17 protein-coding genes are annotated in these 20,957 nt (G+C 43.6%); 2 read left to right on the top strand and 15 right to left on the bottom strand.

The features are described 5' to 3' along the window. Positions 1-134: 134 nt before the first annotated feature. The 3 genes from ACYX4N_RS08030 to guaB all read right to left on the bottom strand — a co-directional run bounded on the left by ACYX4N_RS08030 (position 135) and on the right by guaB (position 5,682). Positions 135-2,087, bottom strand: a complete 1,953-nt coding sequence (locus ACYX4N_RS08030) for an acyltransferase family protein (RefSeq protein WP_474805726.1) — start codon at positions 2,085-2,087, stop codon at positions 135-137. 477 nt (positions 2,088-2,564) lie between these two features. Continuing rightward, positions 2,565-4,142 (bottom strand): glutamine-hydrolyzing GMP synthase, encoded by a 1,578-nt coding sequence (guaA, locus tag ACYX4N_RS08025; RefSeq protein ID WP_476056197.1) that lies wholly within the window; start codon positions 4,140-4,142, stop codon positions 2,565-2,567. Between the two features lie 70 nt (positions 4,143-4,212). Continuing rightward, complete coding sequence (guaB, locus tag ACYX4N_RS08020; protein ID WP_474805723.1) at positions 4,213-5,682, bottom strand: IMP dehydrogenase; 1,470 nt, start codon at positions 5,680-5,682, stop codon at positions 4,213-4,215. A gap of 100 nt (positions 5,683-5,782) precedes the next feature. Here guaB and xseA point away from each other — a divergent pair, with 100 nt between their 5' ends. Next, positions 5,783-7,135 (top strand): exodeoxyribonuclease VII large subunit, encoded by a 1,353-nt coding sequence (gene xseA / locus ACYX4N_RS08015; protein WP_476056196.1) that lies wholly within the window; start codon positions 5,783-5,785, stop codon positions 7,133-7,135. A gap of 15 nt (positions 7,136-7,150) precedes the next feature. Beyond that, positions 7,151-8,314, top strand: a complete 1,164-nt coding sequence (locus tag ACYX4N_RS08010; RefSeq protein WP_476056195.1) for a hypothetical protein — start codon at positions 7,151-7,153, stop codon at positions 8,312-8,314. 459 nt (positions 8,315-8,773) lie between these two features. On the opposite strand, the gene der is transcribed toward ACYX4N_RS08010, so the two are convergent. The 12 genes from der to ACYX4N_RS07950 all read right to left on the bottom strand — a co-directional run bounded on the left by der (position 8,774) and on the right by ACYX4N_RS07950 (position 20,952). Next, entirely contained in the window at positions 8,774-10,219 is a 1,446-nt protein-coding gene (gene der / locus ACYX4N_RS08005; RefSeq protein WP_474805719.1) for a ribosome biogenesis GTPase Der, read from the bottom strand. A gap of 355 nt (positions 10,220-10,574) precedes the next feature. Then, positions 10,575-11,834: an outer membrane protein assembly factor BamB gene (bamB, locus tag ACYX4N_RS08000; RefSeq protein WP_476056194.1), complete on the bottom strand. Its 1,260-nt coding sequence runs from the start codon at positions 11,832-11,834 to the stop codon at positions 10,575-10,577. A gap of 44 nt (positions 11,835-11,878) precedes the next feature. After that, positions 11,879-12,499, bottom strand: coding sequence for a YfgM family protein (locus ACYX4N_RS07995; protein WP_474855434.1), 621 nt, complete (start codon positions 12,497-12,499; stop codon positions 11,879-11,881). A 12-nt stretch (positions 12,500-12,511) separates the two neighbouring features. Further along, on the bottom strand, positions 12,512-13,795 hold the full coding sequence (gene hisS, locus ACYX4N_RS07990; protein WP_474826767.1) for a histidine--tRNA ligase: 1,284 nt from the start codon (positions 13,793-13,795) through the stop codon (positions 12,512-12,514). 82 nt (positions 13,796-13,877) lie between these two features. Further along, the gene (gene ispG, locus ACYX4N_RS07985) at positions 13,878-14,996 is read right to left on the bottom strand and encodes a flavodoxin-dependent (E)-4-hydroxy-3-methylbut-2-enyl-diphosphate synthase (protein WP_461851742.1); all 1,119 of its coding nucleotides are present in this window, start codon (positions 14,994-14,996) and stop codon (positions 13,878-13,880) included. Between the two features lie 8 nt (positions 14,997-15,004). After that, positions 15,005-16,087, bottom strand: a complete 1,083-nt coding sequence (locus ACYX4N_RS07980; RefSeq protein ID WP_476056193.1) for a RodZ domain-containing protein — start codon at positions 16,085-16,087, stop codon at positions 15,005-15,007. Between the two features lie 6 nt (positions 16,088-16,093). Further along, entirely contained in the window at positions 16,094-17,281 is a 1,188-nt protein-coding gene (gene pilW / locus ACYX4N_RS07975) for a type IV pilus biogenesis/stability protein PilW (protein WP_476056192.1), read from the bottom strand. A 24-nt stretch (positions 17,282-17,305) separates the two neighbouring features. After that, positions 17,306-18,424 (bottom strand): dual-specificity RNA methyltransferase RlmN, encoded by a 1,119-nt coding sequence (gene rlmN / locus ACYX4N_RS07970; protein ID WP_012518999.1) that lies wholly within the window; start codon positions 18,422-18,424, stop codon positions 17,306-17,308. A 406-nt stretch (positions 18,425-18,830) separates the two neighbouring features. Continuing rightward, entirely contained in the window at positions 18,831-19,262 is a 432-nt protein-coding gene (gene ndk, locus ACYX4N_RS07965; RefSeq protein ID WP_012519000.1) for a nucleoside-diphosphate kinase, read from the bottom strand. A 283-nt stretch (positions 19,263-19,545) separates the two neighbouring features. Then, positions 19,546-19,956, bottom strand: coding sequence for a SufE family protein (locus ACYX4N_RS07960; protein ID WP_476056191.1), 411 nt, complete (start codon positions 19,954-19,956; stop codon positions 19,546-19,548). A gap of 54 nt (positions 19,957-20,010) precedes the next feature. Further along, positions 20,011-20,544, bottom strand: coding sequence for a putative Fe-S cluster assembly protein SufT (sufT, locus tag ACYX4N_RS07955; protein WP_179984056.1), 534 nt, complete (start codon positions 20,542-20,544; stop codon positions 20,011-20,013). Between the two features lie 51 nt (positions 20,545-20,595). Beyond that, on the bottom strand, positions 20,596-20,952 hold the full coding sequence (locus ACYX4N_RS07950) for a HesB/IscA family protein (protein ID WP_025255915.1): 357 nt from the start codon (positions 20,950-20,952) through the stop codon (positions 20,596-20,598). Between the last annotated feature and the right edge of the window lie 5 nt (positions 20,953-20,957).

Here is a 20,957-nt window from a genome sequence, read left to right as displayed (position 1 = left end):
TAATAACTTCATTACTTAAAAACTTAATAGACATTTATTCTGAATAGAAAACTTCAGAAATTCTTTACAATAGCAATTAGAGTATAAACAACGCGAAATCTGGTCGATTCAAATATGAATTTTCATTACTTTTTTTATTTTTTTTCATTTGGTTTAACAAACCAATCTAACTCATCAATTCTTGTTGCAAAGAAGCGAGCTCCAGCAATAGAGTTGTGCCCATAATCATAATAATATTTTTCTAAATCTTTAGAAACAGCAAAACAGACTTCACTTTTTATTTCGCACTGATATTCCATTCTATCTAGAATTTTAATTTCCGGATGATTTCTTGCTAAAGCTATCAACCTTTGATTAATATCATGAACATTGCCATCGAAGTCATGTCGGCTCGCATACTTCTTTTCAGTATACGCAATGAAGTATTGCTGATTGATTATGTTTGCTAGGTCACTGGGGGATACCAAATTTAATAGCTTGTCATCGACACTGTGTTCGTATGCCACATACTCAGCCATTGTCCATTTTCTAGTTCTATACTCGGGAAACTCAAAGGTATTTAGTATAATAACCAATCGCTTATTATCTTCTATAAATAGAGAAATGACTTTCTCAAACTCTTCTATGTCGGCAAGATCGTACCTCGAAGCAAAAACCACTGTATCGGCAAATTTGTAGTTCGGTAATCGACGAATTTTATTTATATTGTGCGGTACTTCACTTATTTGAGTGCCATACCTCGAAAATTGAAAATTCTTACCATTCGTCTTCGAGAACGTTAAAGTATTATAGATATCTTTTGAGTGAGAATTTCCTAGTATCATAACCTTCTCTATATTTTTATCTAGATCATACCAGAGAGAATGCTCATTTTTTTCTTTCAAATTGCTCCATGACTCCAGTCTCAATTTCTCGTTACTAATTGAATTTTTTGATAACTTGAAAAAAATAGCTTCATTGAACTGTCCTGGATTAACTACATTAGCAAACCAACTTCCTAAATTCCCTATTAGAAAAAATAACAAGAGTGTAAAAAATGATAACTTAAAGATTCGAGCACGAGTAAAATGTTTTTTGTTTCTAAATGGGGACTCTATAAATTTCCAGCTTATAAATGCTATAAACAAAGAGCTTAACACCATAATCCATTTGAGATTTAAGTCGAGTTCTTCGATCGAATTTACTCTAACGAAAGCAAAAATTGGCTGATGCCATAGGTAAGCTGAATAACTGAGCAGTCCTATTGATACCAATAGACTATTACTGAGAATCTTGTTAACTAGAGTGTTATTTCTGCCAAATAATATTACTAAAAAAGTGCCAAGAACTGGGGCCAAAGTATAAGCGCTAGGAAACGGCGTATACTCATCAAACAAAAAAATTCCTAACACTATGAAAGACAAACCTACCATAGACAAAATATCATTCGCCTTAGGATCTACTGACTTCATCAAAATTGCAGCAAACGCTCCTACGAATAACTCCCAAATTCTTGATGGCAGTAAAAAAAAGTTTGCGCTAGGCTTTGAAACTACAAGATACTCACAAAGTATAAAACTCATCATCGAAATTAAAAAGAGCCACGTATACAAAGCTCCCCTGCTTCGCCTGTAAAGTAGTAGCAATAAAATAGGAAAAAACAGATAGAATTGCTCTTCTACCGCCAAACTCCAAGTATGCAGTAACGGTTTTTCTTCCGAGGCAGCTTGAAAGTAGCCACTCTCTAACCAAAAAAGAATATTAGAGCCGAATAAACTTACAGCGGTAACACTTTGTGAATAGTCTTTAAATTGTGAGGTGTTCAAGTACATCCAGGAAAGCGGCATTGTAACAAATACGACTACTGCTAAAGCAGGTAGGATTCTCCGCGCTCTTCGCTCATAAAAACTTATAAGGCTAAATTTATTGTTATTTATTTCATTGAGGAGAATTGAAGTTATTAAGAAGCCGCTAATGACAAAGAAAACATCAACACCAATGTAGCCTCCAGAGAAGTGTTCAAAACCAGCATGAAAAAAAATTACTGGTAGAACAGCCAAAGCTCTAAGCCCGTCAATTTCAGGTCTATAAGTCAACGTGCTGGACAACGTCCTATTCCTATTTTAAAGATTTTATTCGTTATCCCGATATACTATGTTACTGAGATAGTTCTTTACAAATAACCTTGCTAATTATTAGTAGAATGGGAGAAGAAAAACCTCAACCTCGCAAGGGCTTAACACTAAGTAAACGCAAATAAAAGTTTCTATTTATGTGCAATGGTAACTACTGTAAGTTTTATATAGCCACCATTAAATTTTAGTGCGTGCCTTAGATAGTTTTGGGTTAAGCTGGCGCTTTATAATATATATTAATTTGAAACAACGTACCCTTTCTAAACAATAGTTTCAATTCTTTAGTTATAACTTCTCCTATTATCAAAATAAGATCGAGCTTCTTAAAAGAGCTGCATTTATAAGCGTTGTAACTACTAATAAAAATTTACCATCTGCCGCCTAGCAATTTTCATTCGCATGGTTATTCCTGAGCTTTGGAATAACCATGCTTTAGGGCTATATTAGTATCTATTCCCACTCAATCGTAGCAGGAGGTTTACCGGAAATATCGTAAACCACGCGGCTAATACCGTCGATTTCATTGATAATGCGGTTCGACACTTTGCCTAAGAAATCGTATGGCAAGTGTGCCCAGTGAGCTGTCATAAAGTCGATGGTCTCTACTGCACGAAGGCTTACTACCCAATCATATTTACGCGCATCACCCATTACGCCAACCGAGCGCACTGGAAGAAATACGGTAAACGCTTGGCTTACTTTTTGGTACAAATCAGCTGCATATAGCTCTTCAATAAAGATAGCGTCAGCACGACGTAGTAAGTCGCAATATTCTTTCTTAATTTCACCAAGTACACGAACACCTAGACCCGGTCCAGGGAACGGGTGACGATAAAGCATGTCGTACGGTAAACCTAGTTCTAGGCCGATTTTGCGGACTTCATCTTTAAATAGTTCACGCAGTGGCTCAACAAGACCCAGTTCCATATCTTCAGGAAGACCGCCCACGTTGTGGTGCGACTTAATTACGTGCGCCTTACCGGTTGCAGAGCCTGCTGACTCAATTACGTCAGGGTAGATAGTACCCTGTGCTAGCCATTTAGCGTTCTCGAGCTTGCTCGCCTCTTCATCAAATACGCGAACAAATTCATTACCGATAGCTTTACGCTTAAGCTCAGGGTCTTCAATGCCTTTCAAGCGGTCAAGGAAACGGCCTTCAGCATCGACACGGATAATGTTTAAACCAAAGTGGTCACCAAACATTTCCATAACCTGATCTGCTTCATTCAGGCGCAGTAATCCGTTATCTACAAATACACAGGTAAGATTTTTGCCAATAGCACGGTGAAGCAACATCGCCGTTACTGAAGAGTCTACACCGCCCGATAAACCTAAAATGACGCGCTCATCACCGACTTTTTCTTTTATACGCTCAATGGCATCGTCAATAATGGCGCCAGCTGTCCACAGTTTTTCACACTTACAGATGTCCATCACAAAGTGAGTTAATAAACGCATGCCTTGGCGAGTATGAGTTACTTCAGGGTGGAACTGCACGCCATAGAATTGCTTCTCTGCATTATACATTGCAGCATGTGGGCATGAAGCGGTTTGCGCGATGGTTTCAAAACCTTCGGGAATAGCTGCCACTTTATCGCCATGGCTCATCCACACATCAAGAAGCGCCGCACCATTATCACCAATGGCATCTTCAATTTTATCTAGCAGAGGGCTTGGTTTAATCACTTCTACCTGTGCATAACCAAATTCACGCTTATCTGAGCCCAGTACGCCACCGCCCAACTGGTGCGCCATTGTTTGCATGCCATAGCACACGCCTAACACGGGCACGCCGGCTTCAAACACATACTCAGGTGCGCGTGGCGAGCCTTCTTCGGTAACTGACTCTGGGCCGCCAGACAAGATAATCCCTTGAGGATTAAATTCGCGGATTTGCTCTTCGGTTACATCCCAAGCCCAAAGCTCGCAGTAAACGCCGATTTCGCGAACACGACGCGCTATCAACTGCGTGTATTGCGAGCCAAAATCCAAAATAAGTATGCGTTGGTCGTGGATATTTGTGGTCATGTTTTATTTTTACCCGTTAAATAAAAGAACAAAGGCTGGTGTAGTACCAGCCTCGCAGTCGTCGGTCGCCTTAACCTAAACGGTAGTTTGGCGCTTCTTTGGTAATGCTTACATCGTGTACGTGGCTCTCACCCATTCCGGCTGAAGTTACGCGCACAAATTGTGCTTTGGTATTCATCTCTTCGATGGTAGCACAGCCTGTTAAGCCCATTGCCGAGCGAAGACCGCCCATTTGCTGGTGTATAATATTCGCAATAGGACCTTTATACGCTACGCGACCTTCAATACCCTCTGGTACTAGTTTTTCGGCGTTGTCAGAGTCTTGGAAGTAACGGTCTGATGAACCATGACTTTGATCCATAGCGCCTAGCGAACCCATGCCGCGATATGACTTGTAGTAACGGCCTTGGAAAAGCTCAACTTCCCCTGGCGCTTCTTCAGTACCCGCTAGCATGCTGCCAACCATTACGCAGCTTGCGCCAGCGGCCAACGCCTTAGCAATGTCACCAGAAAAACGAATACCGCCGTCAGCAATAACAGGGATATCTGTATCTTTTAATGCTTCTACTGCGTCAGATACCGCAGTAATTTGAGGTACACCACAACCGGTTACAATACGAGTAGTACAAATAGAACCAGGGCCAATACCTACTTTAACTGCATCTACGCCCGCATCAGCTAGTGCTCTTGCACCATCGCCTGTTGCCACGTTACCTGCAATAATTTGCACATCAGGATAATCTGCGCGTACTTTCTTAACGCGATCAATAACGCCTTGCGAATGACCGTGGGAAGTGTCAATTAGCAGAACATCTACACCTGCATCAACAAGTAATGCGATACGCTCATCTGTACCTGCACCAACGCTAACGGCAGCACCAACGCGAAGACGACCAAGCGAGTCTTTACACGCATTCGGCTTGTTTTCTGCTTTTTGGAAGTCTTTAACGGTGATAAGACCGGTAAGCTTGAACGCATCGTCCACTACGAGAATTTTTTCAATGCGGTGTTCGTGCATAAGGTCTAGCACAACATCAGAACTTGCGCCTTCTTTAACGGTAACCAGATCATCCTTACCGGTCATCACGTTGCTAATAGGTAGCTCTAGGCGCTTTTCGAAGCGAAGATCACGACCTGTCACAATACCAATAAGATTATTGTCTTTATCTGTTACAGGGAAACCAGAGTAGCCAAGGCGTTTAGAAAGTGAAATAACGTCGCCAATAGTTGCGTCTTTGTCTACCGTTACAGGGTCAGATACCACACCACTTTCGTATTTCTTAACTTCACGTACGTGTTTGGCTTGCTCTTCGGGCTTCATGTTTTTATGAATGAAACCAATACCACCCTCTTGGGCTAGCGCAATAGCTAGGCGGGCTTCAGAAACCGTATCCATGGCAGCAGACACCATTGGAATATTTAACGTTACGCCACGCGTAAGGCGTGTTTGTAAGTTGGCTGTGTGAGGGAGGACGGTCGAGTGGCCGGGAACCAGCAACACATCGTCGAACGTCAGGGCTTCTTGGATGATACGTAGCATGCAACAACACCTATTCAGTTGAGGGTTAATTGCGGCGCAATTGTAGTGTTTTTTAGTTTTCAGGTAAACTCTAAATGTATTAAACCTAGTGATTTTTTTTATGTTTACAAATTCGCCATCTACGTCTCGACAAATTTTAACAGTTACCAAGCTAAATCGCTTAGCCAGAACCGTATTGGAAGGCGAAATCGGCCTTATCTGGTTGTCTGCTGAAATATCTAATTTCGTTGCGGCAGCATCAGGACATTGGTATTTCACACTGAAAGACAACAAAGCCCAAGTGCGCGCAGCAATGTTTAAAGGCTCTAATCGCAACGTTCGTATTCGCCCTAAAGAAGGCGATAAAATTTTAGTACGCGCGTCAGTAGGCCTTTATGAAGCACGCGGCGACTATCAACTTGTTGTTGAGCATATGGAAAGCGACGGTGAAGGTGCGCTTAAGCAAGCGTTTGAAGCTTTAAAGTTCAAACTCAATAATGAAGGCTTGTTCGATACGGCTAATAAGCGCCCGTTACCTGAGCGTATTAACCGCATCGGTGTAATAACTTCATCAAGTGGCGCTGCGCTTCACGATGTATTGAGTGTATTAAAACGAAGAAGCCCACAAACCGAAGTCGTTGTTTACCCTTCAATGGTTCAGGGTGAAACTGCACCACTACAGCTTATAAACGCACTGAGAACGGCTAACAGGCGGGCCGAAGTCGATGTACTTTTACTTACACGAGGCGGTGGTTCATTAGAAGACTTGTGGTGTTTTAATGACGAAAGCCTAGCAAGAGAAGTTGCCGCCAGTTCCCTACCCATTGTTAGCGCCGTAGGGCACGAAGTAGATTTTACCATTAGTGACTTTGTAGCGGATGTGCGTGCCCCCACCCCTTCTGCTGCAGCCGAGATCTTAAGCCAAGACTCGACAGCTCTTAATCAAACCTTGCGTCAGCAAAAACAACGCTTAGCACGCGCAATACATCAATATCTTCAAGCTAGCAAACAGCAACTCGTTTTAAAGAAACAGCGGTTAAACGCTTTGCACCCGCAGAGCCGTATACAGTCGCAGTGGCAAACGTTAGACCGGCTTCAGCTTCGGTTGACACATAAAATGCAAAGTGATTTGGCAAAAGCAGAAAAGCAACTGCATATGCTAGCGTCTAGATTAAGCCATCAATCACCATCGGCAAGTGTAGCGCGTGCAAAAGATAAACTTAACTACGCGAATACCAAGCTCATCTCAGGAATGAATGCACTTATAAAAAGCAAGAAAAGTGAACTTGGCAGTAAAGTGGGCCTCTTACAATCCGTAAGTCCTCTTTCAACACTAGCCCGTGGTTATAGCATTACGCTTACCGAAAAAGCAGCGATAAATAGCGTGGAAAAAGTTGAAATAGGTGATGAGATAAAAACACGAGTGACTGACGGTGAAATAACCAGTACAGTGACGAACATTCAGCGGCAATAGGCGGCTTTTAATATTATGCCCGTTAGTGCAAAAATCTTTTCATTTTACGCTTTTCAGCTGCGGGCTCGTGTGTTGTTTTGCAAACTATTTCAGGGCGTTGCTAAGCCAGTATCTACGCTGCCTCTTTGCTTATTTATAGCAGTTTATTTTTCTAATCACGTTTGGGCAGCTTCAGTAAACCAAGGCGTTGCTGTTTTCTCTACCTACCCAAGCGAAGATTTACTTGAAACCTGCAATGAACAGCGAGAAACAAATAGCCTCAGACCTAATTTCGTAAGCGACAGCACTTTATGCCAAGAAGATGCTATTTCTCCAGAGAATTTTATCAAAGAGCTCAGTGAAACCAGAAAATTTGACAACCTCTTACCCTACGCTGAGGGGAATGACTACGAACTGCTTATCGCTAACGTCGGTGCTGCGCTGGGTTTGCACAAACAAAATGCGAAACAATTCGCGGAATTTACTCTACAGTGGCGGGGCATTGAAATTGATTCTTCAGCGTTTGATAGCGGTATAGAAACCAGTGATAGCAATGTTATTGAAAAGCAAAGCACCGAAAATGTTGCACGTTTACTGGTATCTCGCTGGCTTGAACACGTAAAGCATAAACAAATATTTACCAGCGAGTTCTTGTTTGATGCCCTTGAAGCAAGTAATTATAGCTCGGCGATGCAAGTTCCGGAAACCGTCGGTGACTTTACTAAACTAGACACACAGCTTTTTTCAGACCCATTTAGCGGTGCAATTACTCGTTATATACACCCAAACTTCGAAGACGCTTTGGTCGACGTGACGGTCTACCCATTTTTGGCGCAGCTTTCTTCAGAGGAAAGCGAGCTATTGCCACAGGAATTAGAAAGCGACTTAAAGAAAGCGTCGGCTACAGCAGAATTACAGCACTTAATCCTATCTGAAGTCAGTCCAGCTTCTCCTTATGCAGTAAACGATAAGCTTTCTGGCTGGAGGCTGGGTTTAAGTGCAAATTCAGAAACATCACCAACAATCTTCGCAACTACCTATGTATTCAGACAACAAGACAAGATAGTTAAAGTGTCTACCACCTTCCCTCCTGATTTCTCAGACACTATCGTCAATCAGCTAATCGTTAAGGTTGAAGTACCGCGAGAGTCTGAAATGATGAAAAAGGTTCGCACCCTGCTTTTGGAAGATCAGCGCTAGGCTTTTTTCACTCTGTTACGTTTAGTAAACGATAAATTCCGTTTTGGTCTTTTTTCCATTTCACTATTAAGGATATAGATTTTTTGCTGTTCCTGAGGTTTGTATCTGTCAAACCAGTTGTATATTTGATTTTTTTGAAGTGGTTCGGTGCTTTTAAATAACTTTTCTACTGACAAAATGACATCCAAATACAATTAATTACAGTGCGTTTTCCCTAAATCGAATTGCAAAAGATTGCAAAAATGACTCCAACCCTTACCAACGAAAGAAAACTTCGTTTTTAAAGGGGCGAAGCGTTGTTATGAGAGAAGAAGTGGGACGTTGAATAGTAAAGGACAGCGTAAAGTCTACAACTAAATTGTAATTATGACTTAGCTAAAGGGAGAGGAAGAGAGAATCAAGACGCTATTTCAATTGAACGAGAAATAGCGCCTAAATTTTTAGAGGTGCTTGTGAGGTTTACTTTTTGTCTTTGTAGTAAGACATCATACGGCGACGTTTGCGCTGCTGCGCCAAGGTCAGATTAGCTTTTTTACCCTCAAACGGGTTACTACCCTCTCTGAATTCAATCTTGATAGGCGTGCCCATAATCTCTAGCGCTCTTCTGAAATAGTTCATCAAGAAGCGTTTGTACGAACTCGGAAGATCGTCAACCTGATTGCCGTGAATGACAATAACGGGCGGGTTATAGCCACCTGCGTGAGCATACTTCATTTTCACCCGACGACCGCGAACAAGTGGTGGCTGATGATCGTCCTGTGCCATTTCCATGATTTGAGTAAGCAACGCTGTGTTAATACGTTTGGTCGCACTCATATAAGCTTCTTGCACTGATTCAAACAGGTTACCCACACCGGAGCCGTGAAGCGCTGAAATAAAATGAATACGGGCAAAGTCGACAAAGCCCAAGCGACGGTCCATTTCACGCTTTATGTCGTCTTTCACATCAGTGCTCAGCCCATCCCACTTATTTACAGCCACAACTAGCGAGCGCCCTGAATTTAAAACAAAACCGAGTAAGCTTAAATCTTGATCAGTAATACCTTCTCTGGCATCGATAACTAAGAGTACGACGTTTGCTTCTTCAATTGCTTGAAGGGTTTTTACAATAGAGAACTTCTCTACGGCTTCACTGATCTTTCTGCGCTTTCTTACACCTGCAGTGTCTATAAGAATGTATTCACGCTCGTCCCTTTCCATAGGGATATAAACGCTATCACGGGTTGTACCCGGCATATCATAAACAACAACCCGCTCTTCACCTAAGATGCGGTTTGTTAGTGTTGATTTACCTACGTTTGGCTTTCCTACAATAGCTAGCTTAATAGGCAACTCTTGTAAACGCTGACGCTGAGCTTCGGCATCTTCTTCTTCCTCTGGCTCTTCGTCGACGATTTCCATGTCTGGAAAATCTGCTTCCAGTGGCTTCAGCGCGTCCTGTAGTAACTGGCTAACGCCACGGCCATGGGCCGCTGCAATTTGCTTTATCTCGCCTAAACCTAAAGAGTAAAATTCTGCGCTTTCACTATCGCCGTCGATACCGTCAACTTTGTTCGCTACAACAAACACTTGTTTGTTTATACGTCTTAGATGATCAGCAATGCCTTGGTCAGCCGGTAACATACCTGCTCTTGCATCGACTAAAAAAAGCACCACATCAGCCTCTTCAATAGCAAGTAAAGACTGCTGTGCCATTTCAGCATCAATACCTTCTTCATCACCTGTAATACCGCCGGTATCAACAACAATGAACTGGCGCTTTTCAAACTTCGCTTGGCCGTATTTACGGTCGCGAGTTAACCCAGGGTAGTCTGCAACAAGTGCATCACGGGTATTAGTAAGGCGATTAAACAAGGTTGATTTGCCAACATTAGGGCGGCCAACCAAAGCAACAACGGGTAACATTTATCAGATCCTAAGGGTCATGAAAGCTAAAAAAGCACAAGCCACATCCACCATGTAATCAAGCAACGTTTGGGAAGTTTATGCTCTAACGATTAAGAATTTGTGATGAGGCTTTTAAGAATGGGCGCATTATACCTTGTTCACTACCTAATACCAATCCGCATAGATAATTGCCCACTCAGCGAGAATTAAAATGTTCGTAATCGCTGCGTGTTACCGCAGGTATAGTGGTTCTACATCAAGGTAAAAATATTTATGCCAAACTACGGCAAACTATGAATAAAATAGTAAATAAAAAGGGCGTTTTAGGTCACACCCAAAACGCCCTTAAAAGGATGTATTAAATTATGGAGTACTAGTTTGGCGCGCGTACCGAGACTACTTCACCATTTCTAGTTACAGCAATAATATTACCGTCAACATTCAGCGGAGCTGCGAAAATAGCGTCGTCTTCGTCGTCGCCCCCCACATCAAGTCGAGCCACTACTTCACCAGATTCTTGTTCTATCCAATGTAAGAAGCCCCAATTATCACCTACTACAATATGCTCGCCCACCGGGGTCGCTGCAGTTAGCGAACGCTGTTTAAGCAAGCCTTGAGACCATAGCTCTACGCCATTTCGTCTATCAAGGGCATAAACGTTAGAGTTGTTATCTACAACAAAAATACGGTTGCCATCGATATTCAGATTGCGGAATGATGCGTATTCACGCTTCCAAATAATGCGACCTGAACGAAGCTCTACAGCGGCCAATGTGCCGTTATAAGAAACGGTGTAAATAGTCCCGCCATAAAGTACTGGGGTAGTATCAATATCGACAATACGTTCAAGTTCTGTCGCGCCAGAAGGCGTTCCAATGACTGTTTCCCAAGCAAGCACACCAGTTTCAATAAGGTTAACTTGAATTTTACCGGTCGGGGTACCCACGATAGCGCCGCCGTTTGAAGCAATGGGGCCAGAAATACCGCGAAGCGTTAATGGGGGCGTATCGCCTTCGTGTCTCCACATTTGCTCGCCGGTTCGGGTATTAAAGCCAAACAAACTTCCAGCGCCTGTGTTGACCACAAGGATCCCTTCATCAGCAGCTGGGGCTGCAAGAATTTCTCCAGGTACCGTCGCTTCCCACACAAGCTCACCTGTTTCTGCGTCCATTGCCGCTACATAGCCATTTTCAGTACCGATGAATACATGTCTATCTGCAACAGAAATACCGCCAATACGGGCTGTTTCTCCACTTTGCCATAGCTTAGTGATTGAACTCATCATGCCTTCAGAACGAAACTGTGCGAAGTCTTTTTCCCACAACACCTTTCCTGTATCAGGCTCCATCGCGACAACAGTGCCATGACGATCAGCAGCAAAAAGCTTGTCATAAGCATATACAGGGCGCAGACGTGAGAAGTAATGGTCTACACCATCACCAATATCACGGTCCCACACTAATTCAGGAGTAAACTTAGCTTCAATCGGCTTTAAACGACGAATTTCCAGTTCTTCTTCATCTGCAAACCAGTCTGAAATCGTAGAGCAGCCAGACATTGTGATAGACACTGCTAGTGCCATACCTATCGTGCGAGCAAATCGACCTTTACGGCCACACGTGTTGTGAAACAAATTGCGTACCTCTTTATTATTTACACCAGCCCAGTGGGCATCGCTTACTGTGCAGCAGAAACCGACAGGTTATCTAACTTCATTTGTAAAAGCGGATTGTTGGCATTTTTTTCTAACGCATTTGAATAAGCTAAACGAGCATCGTCAAACTTGCCTTGTTTTTGATACACATCGCCTTTTAGTTCAGAAACCTCTGCTGCAAATGCGTCGTTAGTAACATTGCTAAGCGTAGACAACGCCGCATCAAGCTGGTTCATTTCAATTTGCACCCGAGACAAACGAAGCGACGCTAGTACCTTCATTTCATCGTTTTCAGCAAAGGTAACAACGCTATTTAGGTGCGAAGCAGCAGCATCTAAATCGCCTGCATCTACCGCTTGCTTAGCCGCAAGAAGGCTGGCAATACTCGCATACCCGCTATCTTTATTTTCTTCGATGAAGGCCTTAACTTTCGCGTCACTTCCTTCGGTGCCAAATGTTTCTACCGCATTTTGATATTCAACCGATGCAGCTTCTTTATTCTCAATTTGCGCTTCAGAATACGCTCTCCAGCCCCATAGGCCGCCTAAACCTAGCGCAGCGCCAACGATAATAGCTGTACCGTGCTCTTTCCAAAAACGCTTAATCGCTTCTACTTGTTGTTCTTCTGTTGCGAACTGTTCCATGATGTCCTCTATTTATTTTGCGCTCAGCATCTCTGCAACCTTATCAGATAAGGCATCAAAGCTGACCGTAACTTGTTCTTGACCGTCGCGCATTGGTTTAACACCCACTTCGCGAGACTGCATTTCATCATTACCTAAAAGCAGCGCCAAACGTGCGCCCGTTTTATCTGCACGTTTCAATTGTTTCTTAAAGTTTCCGCCGCCACAATGCATCATAATGCGAGTATTGGGAAGCGTATTTCGAAGATGTTCCGACACTTCAATAGCATACGACTGCGCTTCATCACCCATTGCGGTTACATATACGTCGGCAAAGCTCGTATCCTGACCTTCTTCGGTTAGTGTTGTCAGCAACAGTACCAAACGTTCGATACCCATAGCAAAGCCTACCGCAGGTGTCGCTTTACCGCCTAACTGCTCTACTAAACCATCGTAACGACCACCAGCACATACTGTACCTTGTGCACCTAGGCTATCGGTAACCCATTCAAACACAGTACGGTTGTAATAATCTAACCCGCGTACTAAACGAGGATTTATTTCGAACTCGATGCCTGCTTGGGTTAAGCGCGAACACAGCGTATCAAAGTGTGCTTTAGATTCTTCATCGAGGTGATCGATTAGCGCTGGCGCATCGGCAATAGCAGCTTGAACATCAGGGTTCTTAGAATCGAGTACGCGAAGTGGATTTGTTTCAAGTCGACGCAATGAATCTTCGTCTAGTTGGTCTGCACGCTCTTTTAAAAATTCAACCAGCGTATCGCGATAAGCCGCACGCGCTTCGTTTGAACCTAAGGTATTTATTTGCAGCTTTACATGCTGTTCGATACCAAACGCTTTCCAAAAGCGTGCACTCAGCAGAATGACTTCTAAGTCGATGTCAGGGCCGTCCATTCCATAGGTCTCTACACCGAACTGATGGAACTGGCGATAGCGCCCTTTCTGTGGGCGTTCATGTCTGAACATGGGCCCCATGTACCACAAGCGCTGCTGCTGGTTGTACAATAAACCATGTTCGTTACCTGCACGCACACAACTTGCTGTACCTTCTGGACGCAGCGTTAAGCTGTCGCCGTTTCTATCTTCGAAGGTATACATTTCTTTCTCAACGATATCGGTCACTTCTCCGATAGAACGTTTGAATAAGTCGGTGCTTTCAACGATGGGTGTGCGTATTTCTTGGTAACCGTAACTCGCCACCGTTTGACGAAGTACAGATTCTACCTTCTGCCATGTACCGGAAATCTCCGGTAGGCAGTCATTCATGCCTCGAATTGCCTGAATAGTCTTAGCCACGTGAAATTCTCATACTGCTAAATAGTGAAAAGCCCCGCATTATAGGGGCTTTGGGAGTAAACAACAATGAACAAAAAATGCCTTAGTCTTTGACTGATACCTGAATTTTATTTTGTTCACTCATACGCGATGCCTTGGCGCGAATTTTAGCTTCTAGCTTATCGACCAAATCGTCATTAGGAAGACGCTCTTTAACGCGCTTTCCGTCTTCGTAAAGACCACTCATATTACGTGCCCCGGTAAGGCCCAAGTCAGACACTTCTGCCTCGCCTGGGCCGTTAACCACGCAACCGATGATAGACACGTCCATTGGTGTAAGAATATCTTCTAATCGTTGCTCTAGCGCGTTTACGGTGCCGATTACATCAAACTCTTGTCTTGAACAGCTTGGGCAAGCAATAAAGTTGATACCACGGGAACGAATACGAAGTGACTTTAGAATATCAAAGCCAACTTTAATCTCTTCTACTGGGTCGGCCGCCAGTGAAACACGAAGGGTATCGCCAATACCTTCGGCAAGAAGCATACCTAGCCCAACCGCACTCTTCACGGCACCTGCGCGCTGACCGCCAGCTTCAGTAATACCTAAGTGCAAAGGTTGATCAATTTTTTGCGCCAATAGGCGGTATGCACCGACCGCAAGAAAAACATCAGATGCTTTAACGCTAACTTTGAACTGGTCAAAATTGAGTTTATCTAAAATATCCACATGGCGCATAGCCGACTCAACAAGGGCTTCTGGCGTGGGCTCGCCATACTTTTCTTGTAAATCTTTTTCTAGAGAACCGCCATTAACACCAATTCGGATAGGAATGTTTTTATCTTTTGCACAATCGACAACCGAACGTACACGCTCCATATTGCCAATATTACCCGGGTTTATCCGCAAACAATCTACGCCGTATTCAGCTACTTTAAGCGCAATGCGGTAGTCAAAATGAATGTCTGCAACAAGTGGTACACTTACCTGCTGCTTAATTTCTTTAAAGGCTTCAGCGGCTTCCATAGTGGGTACCGATACGCGAACAATTTCGCCGCCCACAGCAACAATACGGTTTATTTGATCTACAGTCGCAGCCACATCTGTGGTGCGGGTATTTGTCATAGATTGAACAGCAATGGGAGCACCATCACCAATGGGAACGTTACCTACATTAATACGCGTAGACTTTCGGCGCTTAATAGGGCTTTCTGCAAACATCTAATTACCTATAAAGGAAGTACAAAACGAGCTGTTCTACCATTTTGATATGGAGAAATATCAACAGCGTCGCCGTTAACTGATATGCGCACATTATCCGGTGCGCCGAGCGTAACTTCAACAGGAGGAACGCCTTGAATTTCCATTACACGCCCTTTTTGCTTTACACCGTAGGCGATAGCCTCGCCAGAGGCGTCTTTAATATTAACCCAACAGTCATCTTCAAAGGTAAAAACCATTGAGATAGGCGCAGCATCAGTTTGAGTGTTAAGAGCGTTATCAGCTAACGTTTCATTATCGCTAGCTGCCGCGTTTACTAGTGCAGTAATATTGTTGCTGCTATCAACTGCAGTGTCAGGAGCAGAAATGGCACCATCGTCAAGGTCGCCGCTTTGAGTAAAACCATTATCCTGCCCATTTACATCGCTGTTTGCACCTGTTAATTCAGCGTCATCAGAGCCTGTATTTGAGACATCATTGATTTGAGATGAGCCTTGCTCTGAGCTTCCCGTTGATGATGTGTCAGCCAAGTCACCTTGTACAGTGTCAGCACCACCAAAATTTCCATTTACAGTGCCATCAGTTGAAGAAACTGGCGTGTTTGCCGCCTCTCTCTTTACAGCCTCATTTAAAGGCAGTTCAGCAACAGTGTCGTCGCTTGGCTGTTGATACCACCACACGACAACGCCAGCAATGATGAGAAGTAAAATCGCATAGGTAACCATCATCCAACGGTCATCGTGTGTCTGTTTTGCGACACGTTTTGAAAAACTCTGTAGTTTTTCCGATGAAGGTACTGATGTTTGATTGTGGAAGCGTTCAAATGCCTCAATAACCGCATGGGAGTTCATTCCCAATTGTTTGGCATAGTTTCTTACATAGCCTTTAGTAAAGGTAACTGACGAATTCTCGTCAATTACATCACTTTCTAAATCATTGATTTGTTTAGCCTTTAAAAACAACTTATCGGCAATATCTTGCTGAGACAAACCTAGCTTTTCGCGACGTGCTTTAAGCATTGCCCCTGGGCTTGGCGTATTTTCTTGTTGTTGCGAAGTAACTTCTTCTTTCGCGCTTTCTTCTGACACCATTAAATCTTATCCCTCCTGCATACTTGGTGGTACTAACCAAATCGTCTGACCAGCAATAATAGCGCCAGTATTTTCAAGGTTATTCCACTTTTGCAGTGTTGCCATTTTGATATTGTGCAATAAAGAAATACGATATAAGTTTTCACCCTCTTTTACTACATGGAATTTGTCGTCAGGCGCAGATAATTCAGTATTTTGCTCTCTATCTTCGGCTTCTACCATGGCAACCTGCTTTTGCTTACCACTTAGGGTGTCGATTGATTGTTGAATCGCGGTTGTATTAGAAGCCGCCGGCTCACTTGCACTTTCGCCAGTATGCTTTTGATCGGCTTTTTCAGATTCTTGCTCAACAGCGGGTTGTGCTGCCTTTTTATCAGGAGAAGAAGCCTTGGATTTTATTACGACTTTCTTTTGTAGCGCGTCGCGATGAACCAAATATCGCTTCGTAAGTTCACTTTCAGGGAACAGAGAAAGCAACATATCGCCATACCCCTTCGCTTTTTCTAAATCTTTCTGGCCTTTGGCGATTTCATAAGCCAGCCACAATGAATCTGGGGTAACCTTGGCAACACGTTGGTATTTTTGAAGTGTTATTTCAGCTAAGTCCCACTGCTCAGACACTGTATACAGTTCACTTAACAAGAATAGACTCTTACCGCGGGCCGGTTGGTGCTGCAAAGCATCTTTAAAGTAACCGATTGCTTCATCAAGTTTACCTTGGCTTTGCGCGCACAAGGCCAGGTTTTCGTAGGTTTGCGCCGCGTTTGCGTATAGACGGTTATTAATCGCGTCGAAGAAATACGCTTTGGCTTTATCGTAATCGCCATTTTGGCATTTAAACGCACCATAGCTATTGGCAATATCCCCATCGTCAGGCGCTATATCAATGGCAGTTTTGTAATATTCTTCTGCTCGCAAGTTATCGCCTACTAACTGATAATAATACGCCATAGCGTACTGAACATCTGCAGAGCGAGGGTTAAACGCAAGCGCCTTGTCGAGGTTCTTTTTTGCCTGCGTGTAGTTATTATTTTGGAGGTAGGTAAGGCCAAGAGACATGCGCGTCTTGGCGGCTTCTTCGTGATCGAAGTCACCGCCATACATGCCTGACTGGCTGTTACTAACACAACCAGCAGTGAGCATTACCGCGCTTAATAATCCAATTCTAAGTGAAGTTCGCAATCCTGCAACCATAGTATTACCCTATTATCTTAATGATTATTGGGCCATTTTTACTGAAATTGCTTCGCCCTTCACCTGTTTTTTTAACAATCTTTTCGTTCTGTCTACAACATCGCCCACTAATTGACCGCAGGCCGCGTCAATGTCATCGCCTCGGGTTTTACGCACAACAGTGGTAAACCCATATTCCATAAGCACTTTTGAGAATCTGTCGATGCGCGAGTTACTAGAGCAAGTGTAAGGCGAACCTGGGTATGGGTTAAAAGGTATTAAATTTATCTTACTAGGAGTATCTTTTAATACTTTAGCCAGCTGGTGCGCCTGCTCAGTGCTGTCATTAATATTCGAAAGCATTACATATTCAACGGTTACGCGTCCTTGGTTAGCTTTAGATTTAGCTAGGTAGCGGCGTACCCCTGCTAAGAATGCTTCGATATTGTATTTCTTATTAACCGGTACAATTTCATTACGCAGTTCGTCGGTGGGCGCGTGTAGCGAAATAGCAAGTGCCACATCAATCTGATCGCCCAGCATATCAAGTGCAGGTACAACACCAGATGTACTTAGCGTAACGCGGCGCTTAGATAGACCGAAACCAAAATCGTCTAGCATGATGTCCATGGCCGGCACTACGTTTTTAAGATTAAGCAGCGGCTCACCCATGCCCATCATTACTACATTGGTGATTGGGCGTTTGCTTGAGTCTTTAGAAAGGCCAAGGAAAGTAGCTACGCGCCATACCTGACCAATAATTTCACTCACGCTTAAGTTACGGTTGAAGCCCTGTTGTGCGGTTGAACAGAAGGTACACTCTAGTGCACAACCTACTTGTGACGATACGCATAACGTCGCACGATCAGTTTCAGGGATCCAAACTGACTCAACTTCCTGGCCGCCTTCAAGGGTAAGTGCGAACTTGATAGTACCGTCGCTCGCTTCTTGGAAGTAAGCGATTTCAGGGGCTTTAATCTCACAATTTTCAATGAGCATCGCGCGAAGGTTTTTATTGAGGTTACTCATTTCCTCAAAATCGCTGACACCGTGCTGGTAAATCCATTTCATTACCTGGTCGGCACGAAATGGTTTCTCGCCCATTTCCTTGAAGAAATTGCGCAAGCCTTCGCGATTTAAGTTTAATAAGTTAGTTTTTGCCATGAATAAGATGACCCTTTTACCTTCGAGGGATGCCCCTCTAACTGCTGAATATGGTGTAAAAACCAGCGATTCGACTATGTCTTGAACGACATTTAAGAAAAAGAATTGCGCTGATTAAAATTTGCGCGGATTTTACCACAGATGAGATACGAGAAAAAGTCGATTTAACGCAGAGAAAAGTTAAGTTTGGCAGTGCGCGAGAAGCGTGGTTTAGCTTGCCTAAATGAGCGCCGAGCAAAGCAGCATATCGCGTGTTCAGATCGTTCTTAGCGTCTGAGCGCGTTTTAGGCAATGCGCGAGAAGCGTGGTTTAGCTTGCCTAAATGAGCGCCGAGCAAAGCAGCATAAAACGTGCTCAGAAACAAAAACGGGGCCATAAGGGCCCCGTTCTTTCTACCAGCGTAATCTTAGCGAGTACGTGGGCAGATTTCTTCTTCAGAGAAGAAGTAAGCGATTTCACGTGCTGCTGACTCAGGCGCGTCAGAACCGTGAACTGCGTTCTCGTCGATTGACGCAGCGTAGTCTGAACGTAGTGTACCTGCAGCTGCATCAGCTGGGTTAGTTGCGCCCATGATTTCACGGTTAGCTAGAACAGCGTTTTCGCCTTCTAGTACTTGAACCATAACTGGACCAGACGTCATGAAGTCTACAAGTGCGCCGAAGAAAGGACGCTCTTTGTGTTCTGCATAGAAGCCTTCTGCTTGCTCTTTGCTCATGTGGATCATCTTAGATGCCACAATGCGAAGACCTGCAGATTCGAAACGGTTGTAAATTGCACCGATTACGTTTTTAGCTACCGCATCAGGCTTGATAATCGAAAAAGTACGCTCAAGAGCCATGTTCTCTCTCCAAACAAATTGTGTATGTATCTTTAAATTTTGGCCGCGAATTATAGGCAATTAATAACGGCTTGACCAGCGCCTTTTTAAATCAGGCGTAACGTATTGTTTTTACTTGTAATGTAGTGTCAGATTAACTCACTAGCTATGACAATATGATGACAGTGTATACATTATTGTGCGAAGGCAAATATTTTAAAGCAATAATATCTGCACTGGTGATAGCTGCTACCGGTGGTTAACGTGAAGTTGGATAACTGACCCAGCAATAAGGTTTTAGGTTTTAGGCGTTAGCTTTTGCAAGCTCTTGAATTTTACCCACGATAGCGCGTAAGCCATTGCCTCGGGTCGGAGTGATATGACGCTCAAGATCTAACGCTTCAAAATAGCCGTCGATATCAAACGCTAAAATATCCTTTGGCGTTTTGTCGTTGTAGGCGGCAAGTACTAACGCTAGTAACCCTTGAACAATAACGGCATCACTGTCCACATCAAAGTTGATTTTATTACCGTCGTAAGACTCTACCAACCACACGCTGCTCTGACACCCCTTTACTAAACGATCAGGCGTCTTAGCATCTTCTGGTAAACCCGGAATAGATTTTCCTAAATCAATGATGTACTGATAACGCTGTTCCCAATCGTCGAAGAACGCTAAATCATCAATAATTTCGTCACTGCTAGGTAGTTGCATTGCTATTTCCGTAATTGTGTAAAAAGAATTATAGGTAGGCGGTATATTAACCGCTTAAAAGAACAAACCCGCTTCAAGCTGTGCTTCTTCACTCATCATGTCTCGTGACCAAGCTGGATCAAAAACCAATTCAACGTTCACGTTTTTAACATGAGGCACCATAGCTACGCGATATTCCACATCACCTACTAAAACTGGCCCCATACCACAGCCCGGTGCTGTAAGCGTCATATCGATATTTACGGCACCAGATGCTTGGTCAATATCCACCTTATAGATAAGGCCGAGCGATACAAGGTTGATGGGGATTTCTGGGTCATAGATAGTTTCTAAAGCATCCCACACTTGTTGTTCACTGATGTTCCCATCTTCGGGAGCGTCAAAGCTTAGCGTCATGGCTTTACGGCCAATAGCACCAGCATCGGTACCGTCAATACGGTACATATTACCACGCCAAGTTACGGTGTAGTTACCACCTAGCTCTTGCGTGATATTAACAAACTCACCTTCGGGTATAACGGTGGGATTGCCTGCAGGAACCAAACGTGCCTTACATTCACGCTCGGTGGTCACCATTTTTTGCTTCATATACGACTTTGTACTCTTGGTAATACTCGTTGTGGGCTATGAACGCAGGCATTAGCCCACGTTGAAGCTCTCGCCACACCCACATTCATCAACCACGTTAGGGTTGTTGTACTTGATGATGCCATTCACACCTTCAGTCACGTAATCGATTTCTGTATTACGCAAAAGGTCTGTTGCATCGGCTGCGACAGCCACATTTACAATAGGAGAAATCTCTACAATTTCATCCCCTGCTTGTGCGCCATCAGCGAAATCAAGCACGTAAGCATAACCGGTGCAGCCGCTTACTTTTGTTGATAAACGAATTAACTGACCAGGCTTGTCTTTAAGCTTACTTTCGAAATGCTTAACGGCACTGTCAGTTAGCGTAATGAGCTTTGTACTAGGTACGAAAGTTTCAACACTCATAATGC

Source organism: Alteromonas sp. ABH4_452 (assembly GCF_056311825.1).
This window is presented reverse-complemented; position numbering and strand designations above follow the sequence as displayed.